Below are 16,666 nucleotides of genomic sequence, written 5' to 3'. Positions count from 1 at the left end.
CGAACCATCTCCCGCGCGGTCCCGAAGCACTCCATGACGAGACCAGAGCGACTTCGAGACTGAGTGGAGCAGACGATGACGAACCCCTTCGACGACCAGGACGGCACCTTCCGGGTGCTCGTGAACGAGGCCAACCAGCACTCGCTGTGGCCCGAGTTCGCGGACGTGCCCAAGGGATGGGTCGCCGTCTTCGGCCCCGCGTCGAAGGACGAGAGCCTCGCCTACGTCTCGCAGCACTGGGTCGACGTGACGCCCGTCCCCGAGCGCGAGCGCGTCGAGAGCGACCGCGTCGCCTCGTGATCTCCATCCAGGGCATCCGCAAGCGATTCGGCGACCATCAGGCGCTCGACGGCGTGGAGCTCGAGGTGCCCGAGGGCGCCGTGCAAGGACTGCTCGGGCCGAACGGCGCGGGCAAGACGACGACGGTGCGCGTGCTGACGACGCTGCTCGACCCCGACGAGGGTGAGGCGATCGTCGCCGGGCACTCCGCCATCACCGAGGGCCACGAGGTGCGCCGTCGCCTCGGCGTCTCGGGGCAGTACGCGGCCGTCGACGAGAAGCTCACGGGCTTCGAGAACCTGACCATGGTCGGCGAGCTCTACGGCATGCGACGCCGTGAGGCGAAGGCGCGGGCGCGCGAGCTGCTGCGCGACTTCCGCCTCGACGACGTCGGCGACACGCGTCGCGCCGGCCAGTACTCCGGCGGCATGCGGCGCCGGCTCGACCTGGCAGGTGCCATCGTGGCGCGCCCGCCGGTCGTGATCCTCGACGAGCCGACGACGGGTCTCGACCCGCGCGGCCGACGCGACACGTGGGATGCGATCGAGTCGCTCGCATCGGGCGGCACGACCGTGCTGCTCACGACGCAGTACCTCGAGGAGGCCGACCAGCTCGCCGACTCCATCGCCGTGATCGACGCCGGACGCATCATCGCCGAGGGCACCGCGACCCAGCTGAAGGCGCAGGCGGGCGGCGCGCGCATCGACGTCGTGCTCGCTCCGGGTGCCGACGCCGCCGCAGCGCTCGCGGCCGTGCGCTCGACCGGCCATCACGCCGACCTCGACGAGCGCGCTCGCCGACTCACCGGCGCTGCCGCCGACGGCAGCGACGGCCTCGTCGCCGTGCTGCACGCGCTCGAGCGCGCCGGCATCGCGGTCTCCGAGGCCGCGCTGCGCCAGCCGACGCTCGACGAGGTGTTCCTGCGCATCACGGGCCAGCCCGCGACCGAGGAGCCCGCCGACGAGAGCGATCCGCCCGCCGACCGGGTCGCAGCATCCGAGGGGGTCCCCGCATGAGCATCGCAGGCGCCATCCGCGACGGCGGCATCGTCGCTCGTCGCAACATCCTCGGCGTGCGCCGCACCCCGGGCGCGCTCGTCACGGGCGTCGCGCAGCCCATCATCTTCGTGCTCATCCTCGCCTTCGTCTTCGGCGGGGCGCTCGGCGGTGACGACTACCGCCAGTTCCTCATCGGCGGCATCCTGGCCCAGACGCTCACGTTCAACTCGTCGTTCACGGCCGTGTACCTCGCGAAGGACCTGCAGACGGGCCTGATCGACCGCTTCCGAGCGCTGCCGATGTCGCGCGTCGGCGTGATCCTGGGGCGGACGACCTCCGACCTCGTGACGAGCGTCATCTCGATCCTCGTCATCGTCGCCTGCGGCTTCGCGATCGGCTGGCGGCTCGAGGCGAACGTGCTGCAGATCGTCGTCGTGTTCCTCCTCCTGCTGCTCTACGCGTTCGCGATCTCGTGGATCGGCGCGTTCATCGCCATGACCGCGCGCAGCGTGGAGGTGGCGCAGAGCCTCGGCCTGCTGTGGCTGTTCCCCGTGTGCTTCATCTCGGGCGCGTTCGTCTCGGCGGACATGCTGCCGGGCCCGCTCCGCGTCATCGCGGAGTGGAACCCCGTCACGGCCGTCGCGACGGCAGTGCGCCAGGGCTTCGGCAACGAGGCGCCCGCAGGCTTCGCGACGGCGGGCGGCTGGCCCGCCGACAACGCGCTGCTCTACGCGTTCCTCTGCTGCGTCGCGATCATCGCGATCTTCGCGCCGATCGCCGTGACCCAGTACCGCAGGATCAGCAAGCGGTGATCGACGTCCTGGCGGCCTCCGTCGACGACGTGCACGCGCTCGCCGACCGGCTCGGGCACGCCGTGCCCGGGTCGGGCCTCGGCGCGGAGCGGCTCGTGTCGGATCGCGACCGGGTGGCCGCGGGCGCGAGGCTGCGCGCCGAGGACTCGCGGCGCACGCTCGCCGGACGCGCGGCGCTGCGGATGCTCCTCGCCGCTCGCGTCGGCGTGCCGACGAGCGATGCGGCGGCGCTCGCGATCGATCGCACGTGCACGCAGTGCGGCGAGCAGCACGGACAGCCGCGCGTCGACGGGCTCTCGGTCTCGTCGTCGACGTCGGGGACGCACGTGCTCGTCGCGGTCGGCGACGCCGACGCGCGCGTCGGGGTCGACGTGGAGGTCGTGCCCGAGGAGCTCTGGACGGGCTTCGACGCGTACGCGCTGCACCCCGACGAGCGCGGGTCGATGCCCGATGGCGCCGACGGCGTCTCGCAGCGCATCCGTGCATGGGCGCAGAAGGAGGCCGTGCTGAAGTCCGTCGGCCTCGGCCTGCGGGCCGCGCCGGCACGGCTGCGCATCTCGGCGGTCGAGACGCCGGGCGCGTGGCCGTCGGGCGCCGGGATGCTCGACCCCGGCGCGTGGCGACCCGTCGCGACGACCGAGGTGCGCGACGCAGCCGGCTCGTGGGTCACATCCCTCGACGGGGCCGACGACGCGTGGTGGATGCTCGCGGCGGCGACGCCGCAGCCCATCCGTCGGTGGACGCTCGACGATCTCGCCGCCGCGCACCCCTCTGCGGCCTGAGCGCCGCGACGCTCAGAGCCCGCAGGCGACGAGCGGATCCGATGGCAGCCCCAGCGCCGCGCGGTACTCGTTGCCTGCATCGCCGAACGCGTCGAGCGACGGGGTGAAGTCGACATCGGCCAGGTCGGCCTCGGTCTCGGCGTCGATCGCTGCCTGCAGCGGGATCTGCTCGAGCGCGAGGCCCTCGACGAACGCGTCGACGGGGCCCTGCAGGTCCGCCGGCCACACGAGGTCGGGGTTCGCGAACGCGCCGTGCGCCGCCTGCACGATGTCGAGCGTCTCGCGGCCGACGCGCTCGAGCTCGTCGACGTCGCCGGCATCGAGCGCGGCGTTGAAGTCGGCGATGCGCGCGTTCCGCTGGCAGAAGTAGGTGAGGTAGAGCTCCTCGGCGAGCGCGTCGGACACCTCGCCGTTCGGGCCGATCGTCGGGCCGGCACCGCCGCCCGAGCCGCCCTGGCCTCCGTCGGCACCCTGCGTCTGCCCGGGTGCGGGCGCCGTCGGGAACTGCACGCAGGCGCTGAGGCCGAGCGCGAGCGCTGCGGCGGCGACGAGGGCGGGGAGGCGGGAGGCGCGCATGCGGCCAACGCTATGCCGAGCCGCTGGGAGTAGCGTTGCCGGGGATGAGCGACGACGCCCCGAAGCCCGAGACCGCATCCGCCACCACCGCATCCGCGCCCGACGCGCCTGCGCCGCCGAAGGTCGTCGACGAGCTCGTGACGACGCAGCACACGCTCTCGACGCCGCACGGCGAGCTCGCCTACACGGCGAAGGCCGGCCGCGTCGTGCTGTACGCCGACGAGGTCGAGGACGGCACGCGCAAGGGCCGCGTCGCGAAGGCGCAGGTCGGCATCACCGCGTACACGCTCGACGGCGCCGACCCGCTGACCCGGCCCGTGACCTTCGCGTTCAACGGCGGGCCCGGCTCGGCGAGCGTGTGGCTGCACATGGGCGTGCTCGGCCCGCGGCGCGTGATCATGGGCGACGCCGGCGACCTGCACGCGCCGCCGTACGGCATCGCCGACAATCCCGAGACGATCCTCGCCGTCTCCGACCTCGTGCTCATCGACCCCGTCTCGACCGGCCACTCGCGCGTCGTCGACGGCGGCTCCGCGAAGGACTTCCACGGCTTCACCGCCGACGTCGAGTCGGTGGGCGAGATCATCCGCCAGTGGGTCACGGCCGAGGGTCGGTGGCTGTCGCCGAAGCTGCTCGCGGGGGAGTCGTACGGCACGACTCGGGCGTCGGCGCTCGCCGAGCATCTGCAGGGCTCGGGCATGTACCTCAACGGGCTCATGCTCATCTCGGCGGTGCTGAACTTCGCCGTGCACGACTTCAAGCCCGGCAACGACGCCGCCTACCCGCGGTTCCTGTCGTTCTACGCGGCGACGGCGCACTTCCACGGCAAGCACCCCGGCCGCACGCTGCAGGAGGTCGTCGCGGAGGCTTCAGGCTACGCCGAGCGGGACTACCCGTACGTGCTCGCGCGCGGTGCGCGGCTGTCGGCGGAGGAGCGGGCGGAGGCGGTCGCGACGCTCGCGCGCCTGACGGGCGTCTCGGAGGACTACGTCTCGCGCGCCGACCTGCGCCTCGAGCACTGGCGGTACTTCGGCGAGCTGCGCCGCGACGAGGGTTTCACCGTGGGTCGCATCGACTCGCGCTTCACGGGCTACGCCGCGTCGGGGATCGCCGAGCACCAGGATGCGGATCCGTCGATCGACGCCATCCTCGGCCCGTACTCGGCGGCGTACCAGCACTACCTCCGCGCCGAGCTGGGCGTCGAGGATGCATCCCCGTTCCACGTGTTCGGGCCGGGCGTCATCCAGGAGTGGTCGTACAAGGAGTTCGAGAACACGTCGGTGACGGTGCTCGACCGCCTGTCGCGGGCGATGCGGCAGAACCCGCACCTCAAGGTGCACGTGGCGTTCGGCTACTACGACGGGGCGACGCCGTTCGGGTGCGCCGAGGACGACCTGGCGCACCTGCAGATCCCCGAGGCGCTGCGCGAGAACCTCGAGCGCCGCTACTACGAGGCCGGGCACATGATGTACGTGCACGAGCCGTCGCGCGTGCAGCAGGCGGCCGACCTCGCGGCCTTCGTGCAGTCGGCGACGCGTCGCTGAGGCCCTCGCTGCGTCGATTGGCCATCTTCTGCGGTGATTGGCCAACTTCTGCGATCGAGTGGTCGCGTTCTGCGACGCGACCCCGTCGATTGGCGCTCATTGGCGCCAATCGACGGGCGCGCGTCGCAGAAGTTGGCCAATCGACGCGGGAGGTCACCGCGCACGCGCCGGGCGATAGCGTCGGAGGGTGACCGACCGACCGCTGCCGCCCGCGCACCTGCGCGATCCGGCGAACCGCGATCCGGCGGATGCGTGGGTCGAGCTGCCAGACGGGCGCCGCTTCTGGGGCCTCGCGGGTGCCGCAGGGCTGCTCGTGTGGCTGCCCGACGAGGATGCCGTGCTGCTGCAGCTGCGTGCCGCGTGGGGCCACCACGGCGGCACGTGGGGACTGCCCGGCGGCGCGCGGCACTTCGACGAGGACGCCCTCGAAGGCGCGCTGCGCGAGGCGGCCGAGGAGGCGTCGGTGCCACGCGACGCACTCGAGGTGCTGTTCGAGCACGTGCTCGACCTCGACGTCTGGTCGTACACGACCGTCGTCGCCCGCGCGACGCGCCGCTTCGAGCCCGTGATCGGCGACGCGGAGTCGGATGCGCTGCGCTGGGTGCCCGTCGCCGAGGTGGATGCGCTCGACCTGCACCCCGGGTTCGCGGCCGCGTGGCCGGGTCTGCTCGCCGGCATCCGCGACCGATTCGCAGACTGACCTCGATCTGGTCAGCCGAGACCCGAATCTGCGGCTAGACTCTCCAAGGCCCGATCGCGAGATCGGATGCCACGGGCTGTGGCGCAGCTTGGTAGCGCACTTGACTGGGGGTCAAGGGGTCGCAGGTTCAAATCCTGTCAGCCCGACCGAACACCTCACACGCAGAAGCCCCGGAACCTCACGGCTCCGGGGCTTCTCGCATGCGCGGGCTCAGCGGTGCGACGTCACCCGGCGGCGCACCATGAGCGCACCGGCCGCGACGAGCATCGCCGCGACGATCGCGAGGCCACCGAGGCCCGACGCGTCGGCGCCGGTGCGCGGGAGTGCGCCCGCTGCGGGAGCCGAGCCGGATGCGGGGGCGTTCGCGGTCGGCGCTGCCGAGGGCGGTGCCGCCGAGGGTGCGGGCGTCGTCGGCGTCGGGGCGTCGACCGGCACGGCCTCGACCTCGATCGGGAACGAGCGGGTCACGACGACGCCGTCCGAGCGCACCTGCGTCAGCACGACCGAGTGCGAGCCGACGGGCAGGTCGGTCGGCAGCGTCAGCGCGAACGCTCCCGTCGCATCCGGCTCGAACGTGCCGAGCGGGATGGGGTCGGAGTGCACCTCGACCGACACGCCCACGAACGGCTCCCAACCCTCGGTCGTGATCGTCACGGGCGTCGCGCCGGCGCCGGAGCGCACGACGGGCGACGACATCGTGAGCGTGGGGCGCACGAGCTCGACGCTCGACGTCGCAGCGTTGCCGTTCGCGTCGACCGCGACGAGGCCGTGCACGCCGGTCGCGAGCACGCTCGAGATCGCTGCCGTCGCGTCCGAGGGGAACGCGCCGTCGGCGGTCGTGGTGACGGGCGTCGCCGTCGAGGCGATCGCGAAGCCGTCGGCGTCGAGCACGGACACCGTCACGACGTCGTTCGGGCGCCAGCCCGAGCCGGCGACCGCGTAGGGCGCGGCGCCGTCGCTCGCCGATGCCGTGAGCGTCGGGGCGTCGTACGAGAACGCGACCGGCGCCGTGGGCTGCCCGGCCGTCGTCACCACGACGTCGACGTCGCCGACGGAAGTGCCGACGGGCGTCACGAACGTCGCCTCGGTCGCCGACACGATCGTCGCGGGCACGATGGCCCCGTCGACGTGCACCTCGGTCGCGCCGTCGACGAATCCCGTGCCCGTCGCCACCACCGTCGTGCCGCCGGTGAGCGGACCCGAGGCGGGGGCGAGGGATGCGAGCGTCGGCAGCGCGACGTAGGTGACCGTGACCGGCGCGCTCGTGCCGCCCGGCGTCGTCACCGTGACCGGCACTGCTCCCTCCGCATGCGGAGGCATCGCCACGAGCATGAGGCCCGGTCCGAGCACGAGCGACAGCTCGGCCGGCAGCGTCGAACCGTCGACCGTCACGATCGTGCCGACCTGCTGGAAGTCGGTGCCGACCAGCGCGACGACCCCTCCGGTCGTGCTGACGACGCCGGGCTCGACCGATGCGACGGTCGGCGCCGCGAGGTAGCGGTACGTCACGGGCTCGCTCGAGCCGATCGGCGTCGTCACGACGATCGACACGTCGGCTGCCGCGTGCGCAGGCAGCGTCGCCGCGATCGTCTCGGTCGACTCGACCGTCACGTCGGCGATGGGGAGGCCGTCGATCGTGACGACGGCATCTGGCGTGAATCCGGAGCCGCTGATCGTGACGTCCGCCGAGCCGGTCGTGCCGGCATCCGGAGACAGGCTCGAGATCGTCGGAGCGTCGAAGTAGCCGAAGCCGAGGCCGAGCGGCGCCTGGCCGCCGGCCGTGCTCAGCACCACCGGCACGGATCCAGCGGCGTGCGCGGGCGTGACGAACGTGAGGCTCGTCGGCGACAGCACGGTCGCGGGCACGGTGGTGCCATCGACCGTCACCTGCGTCGTGCCCGCGTCGAAGCCGGAGCCCGTGACGGTCACGACGTCGCCGCCGGCCGTCGAGCCCACGCTCGGCGAGAGCGCCGCCATGAGCGGCGACGGCAGGACGCGGTAGACGAGCGGCGCCGACGTGCCGCCGGGGGTGGTGACGACGACGCTCACCGGGCCGGGCGCCATGGGCGGCGCCGTGAACGAGAGGCTCGTCGACGAGCCGACGACCGCGACGACGGGGACGCCGCCGACCATGACGCTCGCGCCCGGAGTGAAGCCCGTGCCGGTGACCTGCACGGTCGCGCCGCCGACGATCGGCCCCGCATCCGGGGTCAGCGACGAAGCCGTCGGCGCCGGTGCGTACGTGTACGTGAGCGGCGTGGAGGCGCCGCCGGGGTTCTGCACGACGACGGGCACGGGGCCTGCGGTGTGCGCGGGCGTCGTGACGATGAGGGCCGTGGACGACAGGACCGTGGCCGCGACGACGAACCCGTCGATCGTGACGCTCGTGATGCCGGGCGCGAAGCCGGTGCCGGTCACCGTCAGCGTCTGGCCGCCTGCGACCGGTCCGCTGGACGGCGACAGGGCCGTGGACGTCGGCACGGCGGCAGCGACCTCGAACGATGCCGTCGCGGTGAACGATCCGTTGGAGAGCAGCACCGACCAGGTGCCGGGTGCGGCGCTCGCAGGCACCGGCACGACGATGTCGGTGGCGCCGGCACTGTTGGTGACGACGGAGATCGGTGCCTCGACGTGCTGCGCGCTCGGCGTCCGCAGCTGCGCGGTGAGCGGCACCAGCGCGTTCCAGCCGCTCGTCGACACGAGCGTCGAGCCGCCCGGGGTCGCGGGTCCGGATGCGCTCGCCGTCGGTGCGGCGTAGGTGAGGAAGACCGTGTTCGACAGGCCGAAGAGGCCGAAGATCTGCACGGGCACGGGGCCGGGCGCCGTACCAGCCGGGACGACGATCGAGACCGCGGTCGGCGTCTGCACCACGGTCGTCGCCGGCAGTCCGTTCACCGACACGAAGAGGAGCGGCGTGAGATTGGTGCCCGTGATGGTCGCCATGGGGCTGCCGGCGAGCGGGGACGTGCCGGGCGTGACCGCGGTGATGACGGGAGCGCCGGGCACCGGGAAGCCGACGAAGAGCGCATCGCTCGCGGCGTTGCCGGCTGGATCGGTCGCGACCGCGGTGTAGTTCCCGATCGGGGTCCCTGCGGGCACGGGCAGCGCCGCGCCGGTCGGGAGGGCGCCGAGGCCGGTCGTCGTGAGGGCCACGCTCGCGCCGGGCACGGGGATGTTGGCGACGTCGACCAGCTGGACCGTCACGGCACTGTTCCCACGCCATCCGGTCCCGGTCAGGGCCGAGGGTGCTCCGGCGACGGTGTCGGCGGCGACGAGCGTCGGGGCGGCGTATGTGTACGTGAGCGGGGCTGCCGACTCGCCGGGGGCGTTGGACACGACGACGTCGACCGGTCCGGCGACGGCGCCGGCAGGGACCGGCAGGATGAGCTGGGTCGCCGACAGCACGACCGACGGCGTCGTCGTGCCGCCGAATGTCACGCTCGTGATGCCGGGCAGGAAGCCCACGCCGGTGATGGTCGCGGTCTCGCCGCCGACGAGCGCGCCGCTGCTCGGGGTGATCGTGGACGCCGTCGGTGCGGCCGCCTGTGCCGGCGCGAGCGGCGCGACGAGCGTCGCGGCGAGCGCGAGCAGCACGGCGGTGGCCGCGGCGAGCGGCTTGGGGATGCGGAGCGGCAGGGGAGCGGTCACGGGTCCTCCGTCGGATCCTGCGAGCACGCAGGCAGTCAGATGAGACAGCCTCACCTTCCGTTCATCGTGGGGGACACGACGTCGCGGCGCAATCTCGCCGCGCCGAGCGGGATGCGCATGCGGTGACGAGCGCAGGAACCGGGGGACACGTGAGGTGTCGACTCGTGCGCAGCGGCTCCGATCAGGCGTCGAGCGCCCTCGCCGCCGCCGCGAGCACCTGCGGCACCGTCGGCACGCCCGCAGCGCGCAGCACCTCGGTACCCGACGCCGAGCGCACGATCGTCGTAGGCGACTGCGTGATCACGTTCGCGTCGCCGAGCTCGGGCTCGAGCGCGAGGTCGTGCTCCACCACGACGGCGCCGGGCACGAGGGACGCGGCGCGGTCGAGCACCGCGCGCGTCTGCCGGCACGCGCCGCAGAACGACGTCGAGAAGAGCTCCAGGCGCACGCCCGCACCGAGCGCAGGCGAGGCGACGGCATCCATGTCGGATGCAACCGCGCCGGGCTCGACGCGATTCCGCGTCACTCCTCGACGCGCTCCTTCGCGAGCGCGCCGACCGTGAGGAACAGGAAGCCTGCGGCGACGTGCGCGCCGATCCACCACGGCCCCTCCATCGGGAACGGGTAGAGCGGGTTCCACGCGACGGCGATCGCCGCGAGGAACGGGATCCACCACCACTGCCCGGCGCGACCGGCGAACACGGCGACGATGAGCGCGAGGATCGCCATCGCGAACAGCACGACGACGTGGATGCCCTGGCCGAGCAGCGCGGGACCGACGAACGCGGCGACGGCGCCGAGGATGCCGGGCGCGAGCGCGTTGCGCTGGAACTGCGGCTTCGCGTCACGGGCGCGGCCGCGGGGCTGACGCTGCGGGCGGGATGCGGGCATGGGTCCAGTCTCGCGCATGCGCGAGAGGCTGGCGTCCTCGGTGGGCTCCCTTCGAGGCTCGCTGCGCTCGCACCTCACGGAGCGGTCTGCGCTGCGTCAGCCCGCGACGCGCAGCTCGACGCCCGCGTCGCGCAACGCGGCCGCCGCGTCGTCGTCGAGCGACGCATCCGTCACGACCGTGTCGAGCTCGTCGAGGCGCAGCGCGCGGTACTTCGCGAAGCGGCCGTACTTCGACGCGTCGGCGACGAGCACCGAGCGCTCGGCGACCGCGACGGCGGCGCGCTTCGCCTCGACCTTCGCCTCGACGGGCGTCGTGACGCCGTGCTGCAGGTCCCACGACGACGACGACACGAACGCGACGTCGATCGACAGCTCCTGCAGCACGAGCCGCGCGAGGCGGCCCATCGTCGACAGGTTCGCGGTCACGACGCGGCCGCCGACCGAGATGAGGTCGATCGACGGGTGATCGAGGAAGGCCTCGACCGTCACGAGGTCGTTCGTCACGACCGTGAGGTCGCGCACGTCCTGCAGGTGCGGCCGCATCGCCTGCATCGTCGTGCCCGCGTCGAGGTAGATCGTCATCGTGTCGTGTACGAGCGACGCGGCGACCTCGGCCACGGCATCCTTCGCCGCGACGTCGACGCCCGCCTTCACGGCGCGGCTCGGCTCGGCGAGCAGGCGCGGCGCGAGCTTCGCGCCACCGGGCGTCGCGGCGACGAGGCCCTGCTCCTCGAGCACGGCGACGTCGCGCCGCACCGTCATGTGGCTCACGCCCAGCAGCTCGGTGAGCTGCCGGAACGACAGCACGCGCTCACGCTGCAGGTGCTGCACGATCGACTCGCGTCGCTGCTCGGGGATGAGCGGAGCGGTCTCGGTCACCTGGCCACCCTTCGTCGGACGCACGCCTGGCCTCAGCCTACGAGCGCGCGGGCACCGCGGCGTCGATCGACGCGGCGCCGTACGAGCCCGTCCACGGCATGCCCCAGCGGTCGGCGATCGCGCGCACGTGCTCGGGCGCGATGAGCGTGCGCTCGGCGCCCGCGGTGAGCAGGGCGATGCGGCACGCCTCCTCGAGCTCGATCGCCGCGCCGACGGCGGTCGGCAGGTCCTCGGCCGCCACGACGGCGCCGTGGTTCGCGAGCAGCGCGCCGCGGAACGGATGCGGGCACGCCGTCACGAGCGCGCCGAGGGCGGGGTCGCCGGGGGCGGCGAACGGCAGCAGCGGCACCTGGCCGACGCGCATGAGCACGTACGGCGTGAGCGGCGGGATGGCCGACTCGTCGGACCACGGCGCGAGGCACGAGGCGGCGACGGCGTAGGGGGAGTGCACGTGCACGATCGCCTGGAACGCCGCGTCGCGCGCGTACGTCGCGAGGTGCAGCGGCACCTCCTTCGACGCCGTCGCGCCGCCGAGGTGCGCACCCGAGGCGTCGAGCGTCGCCATCGACGACGCGTCGAGCGCGCCGAGGCTCGTGCCCGTGCCGGTCATGAGGATGCGGTCGCCGTCGCGCACCGACAGGTTGCCGGAGGAGCCGGGGGAGAGTCCGGCGTCGACGAGCGTGCGGCCGGCGTCGATCAGCTGCTGCAGCGCGCTCATGCCAGCGCCTCGCATGCGGTCGAGAACAGGTCTTCGCGTCCGAAGTTGCCGCTCTTCAGCACGACGGCGACCTCGTGGCCGTCGGGCGTCGTGACGCCGCTCCAGCACACGCCGGGCGCGAGCTGCGGGCCGATGCGCAGCAGCCCGGCCTCGAGCGCCTGCACGACCGCGCCGCTCGTCTCGCCGCCGGCGACGACGATGCGGTCGACGTCGCCGGCGCGCACGACGCGGGCGACGAGGCCCGCGAGCACGTGCTCGACGGCGGCGGCGGATGCGCCGGACGGGTCGGAGCGGATGTCGGCGAGCTCGCCGACCGAGTAGACGACCGGCAGGGCGTCGGCGGGCAGCGCGCGCATCCATGCGGCGATGCGCTCGGCCTCGGCGTCGGCATCGGCGAGCGCCGCATCCACGTCGACCTTGTGCATGGCGTGGCCGGCGGCGGCTGCGGCGGCGACCTGGCCGCGCGTCGCCTCGGAGGCGGAGCCGGCGACGACGAGACGGCCACCCGCGTAGGTCTGCAGCGGCGCCGTGCCGTGCGCGCCGGCGGCGTCGATGCCGGCGCCGAGCGCCGCGCCGCCCGAGAGCATGCGCAGGTGGCTCGTCGCGGCTGCGATCGTGCGCACGTCGGCATCGGTCACGGCGTCGACCACGAGGTAGCCGGGGTCGGCGGCCTCGATGGCGTCGCGCAGCACGACGGTGCCCTGGCGCACGACGTCGAGGCCGATCTCGCCGACCGGCGTCGCCGTCTGCGGCTGCAGCAGGTCGCGGATGCGCGACCGCGTCATGGGCGTGAGCGGGTGGTGCCGCATGGGGGAGTCCTCGAGCAGCGCGCCGTGCACGCGCAGCACGCCGCCCTCGACGGTGCGGCCGTTCGCGGGGAACGACGGCACCACGATGGTGCGGTCGACGCCGAGGCGGTCGCGCACGGCGTCGAGCACGGGGCCGATGTTGCCGCGGTCGGTCGAGTCGAACGTCGAGCAGTACTTCACGTAGACGCGCTCGGCGCCCCAGCCCAGCAGTCGCTCGAGCGCCGCGGTGGAGTCGGCGACGGCCTCGTCGACGGGTGCCGTGCGCGACTTGAGCGCGACGACGACGGCGTCGACGCCCTCGAGGTCGGCAGCGTCGACAGGGCGATCCTCGACGACGACGGCGGCGCGCATCCCGCGCGCCTGCAGCGTCGTGGCGAGGTCGGTCGCGCCGGTGAAGTCGTCGGCGACGGCTCCGATGTGCATGGGGCTCCTGCGGTCGATGGCGGGTGCGGCATCGACGCATCGCCGATGACCGAGGACCACTCTACGTGATGATCTGTGACGATTGTTGACAGGTTGTGAATCTGCGATACGGTTGGCGACGCTCGCCTCCCGCGGCGACGCGAACGCTCGACGACGAATCAGGAACGATGGTGATCCGAAGCACCGCGCCCCGGCGCAGCACGCCCATCCGCGTCGCCCTCACGGGTGCGAACGGCGGCTACGGCCGCACGCTGCTCGACCAGCTGCGACGCCTGCCCGACATGGAGTCCGTGCAGCTCATCGACCCCGACGTCGCAGGCGTCGGCCGCATGCTCGCCGACCTCGGCGTCGACCCCGCGACCGTCGCGACGCCCGCGACGAGCGACGAGACCGCCGCGGCCGTCGCCGCCGGCCGCATCGCCGTGCTCGCCGACGGTGCCGCGATCGACTTCGCCTCGATCGACGTGCTCGTCGAGGCCACCGGCCGCATCGACGCCGGCCACGGCTACGCCGACGCCGCCCTCGAGCACGGCACGCACGTCGTCATGGTCTCGAAGGAGATCGAGTCGGTCGCGGGCGTCGCCCTCGCCGCCAAGGCCCGTGCGAAGGGGCTGCGCTACCTGCCCGGCGACGGCGACCAGCCCGCCGACCTGCTGCGCCTCGTCGACTGGGTGCTCGCCGTCGGCTTCGAGATCGTCGCGCTCGGCAAGTCGAGCGAGTACGACCTGCGCTTCGACCCCGCGACGGGCGTCGTCGACCAGAACGGCGTGACGATCGACGCGCCGGGCCTCGCCGACCACCTGCTGCTCGGCGACGATCTCCACGCGACCCTCGACGCACGTGCGGCGCAGGTCGCGAGCCTCAAGCGGTCCGCCGCCGCCGACGCGTGCGAGATGAACGTCGTCTCGCTCTACACGGGCGCCGTCGCCGACGTCGAGTCGATGCACTACCCCGTCGTGCGCCCCGACGAGCTCGCCGACGTCTACGCGACGCGCGAAGCCGGCGGCCTCGTCGGCCGCACGGGCGCGATCGACGTGTTCTCGATGCTGCGCCTGCCCGGCGAGGCATCGTTCGCAGGCGGCGTCTTCGCCATCGTGCGCACGGGCGACCCCGTCACGTGGGAGATCCTGCGCGGCAAGGGCCACGTCGTCTCGCGCGCAGGCGACTTCGCCGCCATCTACTGGCCGTACCACTACATGGGCATCGAGACGCCGCTGTCGCTCGCCGCCGCCGTCGACGGCACGTCGACGCTGCGCGAGCCGCGCCAGCACACGATCATGGCCGCGCGCTCCACGGGTGCGCTCGAGGCCGGCACGACGTTCCGCGTCGAGGGCCACCACCACGAGATCGCCGGCGTCGCGCCCGTGATCGTCGACCCGGATGCGGGCGAGATCGCCCCGTACTACCTGCTCTCGGGCGCGCGCCTCGTGCGCGACGTCCCCGCAGGCGAGCTGGTGCAGCTCGCCGATCTCGACGACGTGCCGCAGGCCGCGCTCGAGGCGTATCGCGCCGGCCTCGCGCTCGGCGTCTGACGCACCGCATCCACACCATCCGCACCACCAGCACCGCACAGCCGAGGAGATCGACGACGATGCACCTGCCCACCACCCCCGCGCACCAGACGGAGGCGACCGCATGATCGAGGTCATCGCCCTCGTCGTCCTCGTCGCCGTGTTCGCCGTCTCGGCGATCCGCGGCGTGCACATGGGCGCGCTCGCGTTCGTCGCCGCGCTGCTCGTCGGCGTGCTCGTCGTCGGCGAGCCCCTCGACGACGTGCTCGGCGGCTTCCCCGTCGACGCGCTGCTCATCCTGCTCGGCATCACGTACCTGTTCGGCATCGCCCGCACCGTCGGCGCCGTCGACTGGCTCGTCGACCGCTCGGTGCGCCTCATCGGCGACCGCGTCGCGCTCATCCCGTGGGCCATGCTGCTCGTCGGCACGCTCGTGGCCTGCCTCGGCACGTCGCACGCCGCCTTCACGATCGTGCCGATCGCGATGTCGCTCGCGCACAAGCACCGCATCCACTCGACGATGATGGGCATCTTCATGTCGTCGGCGATCGTCGGTGGCGCGCTCGCCCCGACGAGCATCGTCGGCATCACGGTCATGACGGTCGCGAGCACGGCCGACATCGCGTACAACCCCGCGCTGATGTTCGGGCTGTCGATCGGCATCAACGTGCTCGTGTCGACCGTCGCGTTCTTCATGTTCGGCGGCCGCGAGCTCATCGCGCGCGGTCGCGCCGCCAGGCTCGCAGCAGCCGAGGACGCACCGCTCGGCTCGGGCGGCCGTACCGCCGTCACGACGGCCGTCGACACCGAGGCTCCCGTGCTCACGCGCTACGGCGTGCTCACGCTCGTCGCGATCCCCGTGCTCATCGTCGGCTTCGCCGCCGTCACGATGCTCGACATCGACCTCAACCTCGGCGCCGTCGCGCTGACGCTCGCCGTCGCGCTCGCGTTCGTCGACCCCAAGGTCGGCAAGCAGGCGCTCGGCAAGATCGACTGGAACACGATCCTGCTGCTCGGCGGCATCATCACGTACGTCGGCGTGCTCACGCGCCTCGGCGCCATCGACCAGCTCGGCGAGGTCGCCCGCTCGGTGAGCATCCCGCTCGTCGCCGCGTTCGTCATGTGCGTCATCGCCGCCCTCGTGTCGGCATTCGCCTCGACGATCGGCATCATCGGCGCGCTCATCCCGCTCGCCGTGCCGCTGCTCGTGCCCGGCGGCGGCCTCGAGATGACGGGCTTCATCTACGCCCTCGCCATCTCGGCGTCGCTCGTCGACTGCGCGCCGTTCGGCACGACCGGCGCGACGATCGTCGCCTCCGGCCACGAGGACGACCGCCCGCGCCTCTACAAGCACCTCGCGACGTGGGGACTGTCGATGGTCGTCATCGGCCCCGTCGTCACGCTGCTGCTGTTCGTGGTGCCGTTCCTCGGCCTGTAGCGCTCGACGGCCTGCAGCGCTCGACGGCCTGGAGCGCTCGACGGCCTGCAGCGCTCGCATCGCACGCACGCGGCGGCATCCCGATGGGGATGTCGCCGCGTCGTCGTTCGCGGCGTCGAGCCACGTGCGGTCAGACGATCGCGACGGACTCGACCCACCGGTCGAACGTCGCCGCGTCGACCCGTCGGGTCAGCAGCATGACCGCCACGTCGTCGTCGAGCACCGCGAGCAGCACCTCGCGCGTCATGGTGCTGCACGAGTTCGTGCACTCCGTGTACTCGAACGCGAACCGATGCGCCTCGACGGCGCCCGCGACGTCGACGGGCACCGCGTCGGCGGGCAGCGCGTCGCCCGGCCCCCACGTCGGCACGCGTCCGTTGAGCGCCTCCTCGTCGGGGCACGACGCGTCGGCCGTCGTCGTCATCGCCACGATGTGGCCGCGATCCTGGTCGCCGATGCTCACCGACGCCGACGACGTGGCGCACACGACCTGCGTCATCGGGTCGCCGACCTCGGCGGTCGGCGGCAGGTCGATGAGCACGAGGTGGCCGCTGAGCCCGATCGCCGCCCCGCGGTCGGGGATGGGCGGAGGCGCGACGACGCAGCCGGCGAGCGCGAGCGCGACGACTGCGGCGAGCAGGGCGGATGCGCGGCGCAT

The 16,666-nt window shown here is 73.2% G+C and carries 16 protein-coding genes and 1 tRNA gene; 9 read left to right on the top strand and 8 right to left on the bottom strand.

Annotated elements, in window-relative coordinates; genetic code table 11:
- Positions 1 to 75: 75 nt before the first annotated feature.
- The 4 genes from BLQ67_RS01900 to BLQ67_RS01885 are packed head-to-tail and all read left to right on the top strand — an operon-like array spanning position 76 to position 2,871.
- Complete coding sequence (locus BLQ67_RS01900; protein ID WP_092506727.1) at positions 76 to 300, top strand: MbtH family protein; 225 nt, start codon at positions 76 to 78, stop codon at positions 298 to 300.
- Entirely contained in the window at positions 297 to 1,295 is a 999-nt protein-coding gene (locus BLQ67_RS01895) for an ATP-binding cassette domain-containing protein (protein WP_092501942.1), read from the top strand. Before BLQ67_RS01900 ends, BLQ67_RS01895 begins: the two co-directional genes overlap by 4 nt.
- Positions 1,292 to 2,089, top strand: coding sequence for an ABC transporter permease (locus BLQ67_RS01890; RefSeq protein WP_092501940.1), 798 nt, complete (start codon positions 1,292 to 1,294; stop codon positions 2,087 to 2,089). Before BLQ67_RS01895 ends, BLQ67_RS01890 begins: the two co-directional genes overlap by 4 nt.
- On the top strand, positions 2,086 to 2,871 hold the full coding sequence (locus BLQ67_RS01885; protein WP_092501938.1) for a 4'-phosphopantetheinyl transferase family protein: 786 nt from the start codon (positions 2,086 to 2,088) through the stop codon (positions 2,869 to 2,871). The genes BLQ67_RS01890 and BLQ67_RS01885 overlap by 4 nt, the downstream gene beginning before the upstream one ends.
- A 12-nt stretch (positions 2,872 to 2,883) precedes the next feature.
- Here the strand turns inward: BLQ67_RS01885 and BLQ67_RS01880 are convergent, their stop codons facing one another.
- On the bottom strand, positions 2,884 to 3,447 hold the full coding sequence (locus tag BLQ67_RS01880) for a hypothetical protein (RefSeq protein ID WP_092501936.1): 564 nt from the start codon (positions 3,445 to 3,447) through the stop codon (positions 2,884 to 2,886).
- A 44-nt stretch (positions 3,448 to 3,491) separates the two neighbouring features.
- Between BLQ67_RS01880 and BLQ67_RS01875 the strand changes: the two genes are divergently transcribed.
- The 3 genes from BLQ67_RS01875 (at position 3,492) to BLQ67_RS01865 (ending at position 5,837) form a co-directional block, all read left to right on the top strand.
- Positions 3,492 to 4,991 carry a S10 family peptidase gene (locus tag BLQ67_RS01875; RefSeq protein ID WP_092501934.1) on the top strand — a complete coding sequence of 500 codons (1,500 nt, stop codon included), beginning with the start codon at positions 3,492 to 3,494 and terminating at the stop codon, positions 4,989 to 4,991.
- Positions 4,992 to 5,178: 187 nt separating this feature from the next.
- Positions 5,179 to 5,691, top strand: coding sequence for an NUDIX domain-containing protein (locus BLQ67_RS01870; RefSeq protein WP_231945128.1), 513 nt, complete (start codon positions 5,179 to 5,181; stop codon positions 5,689 to 5,691).
- A gap of 72 nt (positions 5,692 to 5,763) precedes the next feature.
- Positions 5,764 to 5,837 (top strand) — tRNA-Pro (locus BLQ67_RS01865).
- A gap of 64 nt (positions 5,838 to 5,901) precedes the next feature.
- Here BLQ67_RS01865 and BLQ67_RS01860 read toward each other — a convergent pair.
- From BLQ67_RS01860 to otnK, 6 genes are all read right to left on the bottom strand, one after another.
- Complete coding sequence (locus BLQ67_RS01860; protein WP_157674626.1) at positions 5,902 to 9,339, bottom strand: IPT/TIG domain-containing protein; 3,438 nt, start codon at positions 9,337 to 9,339, stop codon at positions 5,902 to 5,904.
- Positions 9,340 to 9,520: 181 nt separating this feature from the next.
- Positions 9,521 to 9,823, bottom strand: a complete 303-nt coding sequence (locus BLQ67_RS01855; RefSeq protein WP_092501930.1) for a glutaredoxin family protein — start codon at positions 9,821 to 9,823, stop codon at positions 9,521 to 9,523.
- 38 nt (positions 9,824 to 9,861) lie between these two features.
- On the bottom strand, positions 9,862 to 10,230 hold the full coding sequence (locus BLQ67_RS01850; protein ID WP_092501928.1) for a DUF6804 family protein: 369 nt from the start codon (positions 10,228 to 10,230) through the stop codon (positions 9,862 to 9,864).
- A gap of 96 nt (positions 10,231 to 10,326) precedes the next feature.
- Complete coding sequence (locus BLQ67_RS01845) at positions 10,327 to 11,109, bottom strand: DeoR/GlpR family DNA-binding transcription regulator (protein ID WP_092506725.1); 783 nt, start codon at positions 11,107 to 11,109, stop codon at positions 10,327 to 10,329.
- A gap of 37 nt (positions 11,110 to 11,146) precedes the next feature.
- On the bottom strand, positions 11,147 to 11,827 hold the full coding sequence (locus tag BLQ67_RS01840) for a class II aldolase/adducin family protein (RefSeq protein WP_092501926.1): 681 nt from the start codon (positions 11,825 to 11,827) through the stop codon (positions 11,147 to 11,149).
- Positions 11,824 to 13,059 carry a 3-oxo-tetronate kinase gene (gene otnK / locus BLQ67_RS01835; protein ID WP_092506724.1) on the bottom strand — a complete coding sequence of 412 codons (1,236 nt, stop codon included), beginning with the start codon at positions 13,057 to 13,059 and terminating at the stop codon, positions 11,824 to 11,826. The genes BLQ67_RS01840 and otnK overlap by 4 nt, the downstream gene beginning before the upstream one ends.
- A gap of 167 nt (positions 13,060 to 13,226) precedes the next feature.
- Between otnK and BLQ67_RS01830 the strand changes: the two genes are divergently transcribed.
- Positions 13,227 to 14,591, top strand: a complete 1,365-nt coding sequence (locus tag BLQ67_RS01830) for a homoserine dehydrogenase (protein WP_092501924.1) — start codon at positions 13,227 to 13,229, stop codon at positions 14,589 to 14,591.
- A 103-nt stretch (positions 14,592 to 14,694) separates the two neighbouring features.
- Positions 14,695 to 16,008, top strand: a complete 1,314-nt coding sequence (locus BLQ67_RS01825) for an SLC13 family permease (protein ID WP_092501922.1) — start codon at positions 14,695 to 14,697, stop codon at positions 16,006 to 16,008.
- A 130-nt stretch (positions 16,009 to 16,138) separates the two neighbouring features.
- On the opposite strand, the gene BLQ67_RS01820 is transcribed toward BLQ67_RS01825, so the two are convergent.
- Complete coding sequence (locus tag BLQ67_RS01820) at positions 16,139 to 16,666, bottom strand: hypothetical protein (protein ID WP_092501920.1); 528 nt, start codon at positions 16,664 to 16,666, stop codon at positions 16,139 to 16,141.

Source organism: Agrococcus jejuensis (assembly GCF_900099705.1).
In the GTDB taxonomy this organism is placed as follows: domain Bacteria; phylum Actinomycetota; class Actinomycetes; order Actinomycetales; family Microbacteriaceae; genus Agrococcus; species Agrococcus jejuensis.
This window is presented reverse-complemented; position numbering and strand designations above follow the sequence as displayed.

What these genes read in the sequence shown, in the direction of transcription:
- BLQ67_RS01875 (WP_092501934.1), top strand. Translation starts at nt 3,492, where the DNA reads ATGAGCGACGACGCCCCGAAGCCCGAGACCGCATCCGCCACCACCGCA.
- BLQ67_RS01830 (WP_092501924.1), top strand. Translation starts at nt 13,227, where the DNA reads ATGGTGATCCGAAGCACCGCGCCCCGGCGCAGCACGCCCATCCGCGTC.
- BLQ67_RS01880 (WP_092501936.1), bottom strand. Translation starts at nt 3,447, where the DNA reads ATGCGCGCCTCCCGCCTCCCCGCCCTCGTCGCCGCCGCAGCGCTCGCG.
- BLQ67_RS01855 (WP_092501930.1), bottom strand. Translation starts at nt 9,823, where the DNA reads ATGGATGCCGTCGCCTCGCCTGCGCTCGGTGCGGGCGTGCGCCTGGAG.
- BLQ67_RS01820 (WP_092501920.1), bottom strand. Translation starts at nt 16,666, where the DNA reads ATGCGCCGCGCATCCGCCCTGCTCGCCGCAGTCGTCGCGCTCGCGCTC.
- otnK (WP_092506724.1), bottom strand. Translation starts at nt 13,059, where the DNA reads ATGCACATCGGAGCCGTCGCCGACGACTTCACCGGCGCGACCGACCTC.
- BLQ67_RS01840 (WP_092501926.1), bottom strand. Translation starts at nt 11,827, where the DNA reads ATGAGCGCGCTGCAGCAGCTGATCGACGCCGGCCGCACGCTCGTCGAC.
- BLQ67_RS01890 (WP_092501940.1), top strand. Translation starts at nt 1,292, where the DNA reads ATGAGCATCGCAGGCGCCATCCGCGACGGCGGCATCGTCGCTCGTCGC.
- BLQ67_RS01825 (WP_092501922.1), top strand. Translation starts at nt 14,695, where the DNA reads ATGATCGAGGTCATCGCCCTCGTCGTCCTCGTCGCCGTGTTCGCCGTC.
- BLQ67_RS01900 (WP_092506727.1), top strand. Translation starts at nt 76, where the DNA reads ATGACGAACCCCTTCGACGACCAGGACGGCACCTTCCGGGTGCTCGTG.
- BLQ67_RS01850 (WP_092501928.1), bottom strand. Translation starts at nt 10,230, where the DNA reads ATGCCCGCATCCCGCCCGCAGCGTCAGCCCCGCGGCCGCGCCCGTGAC.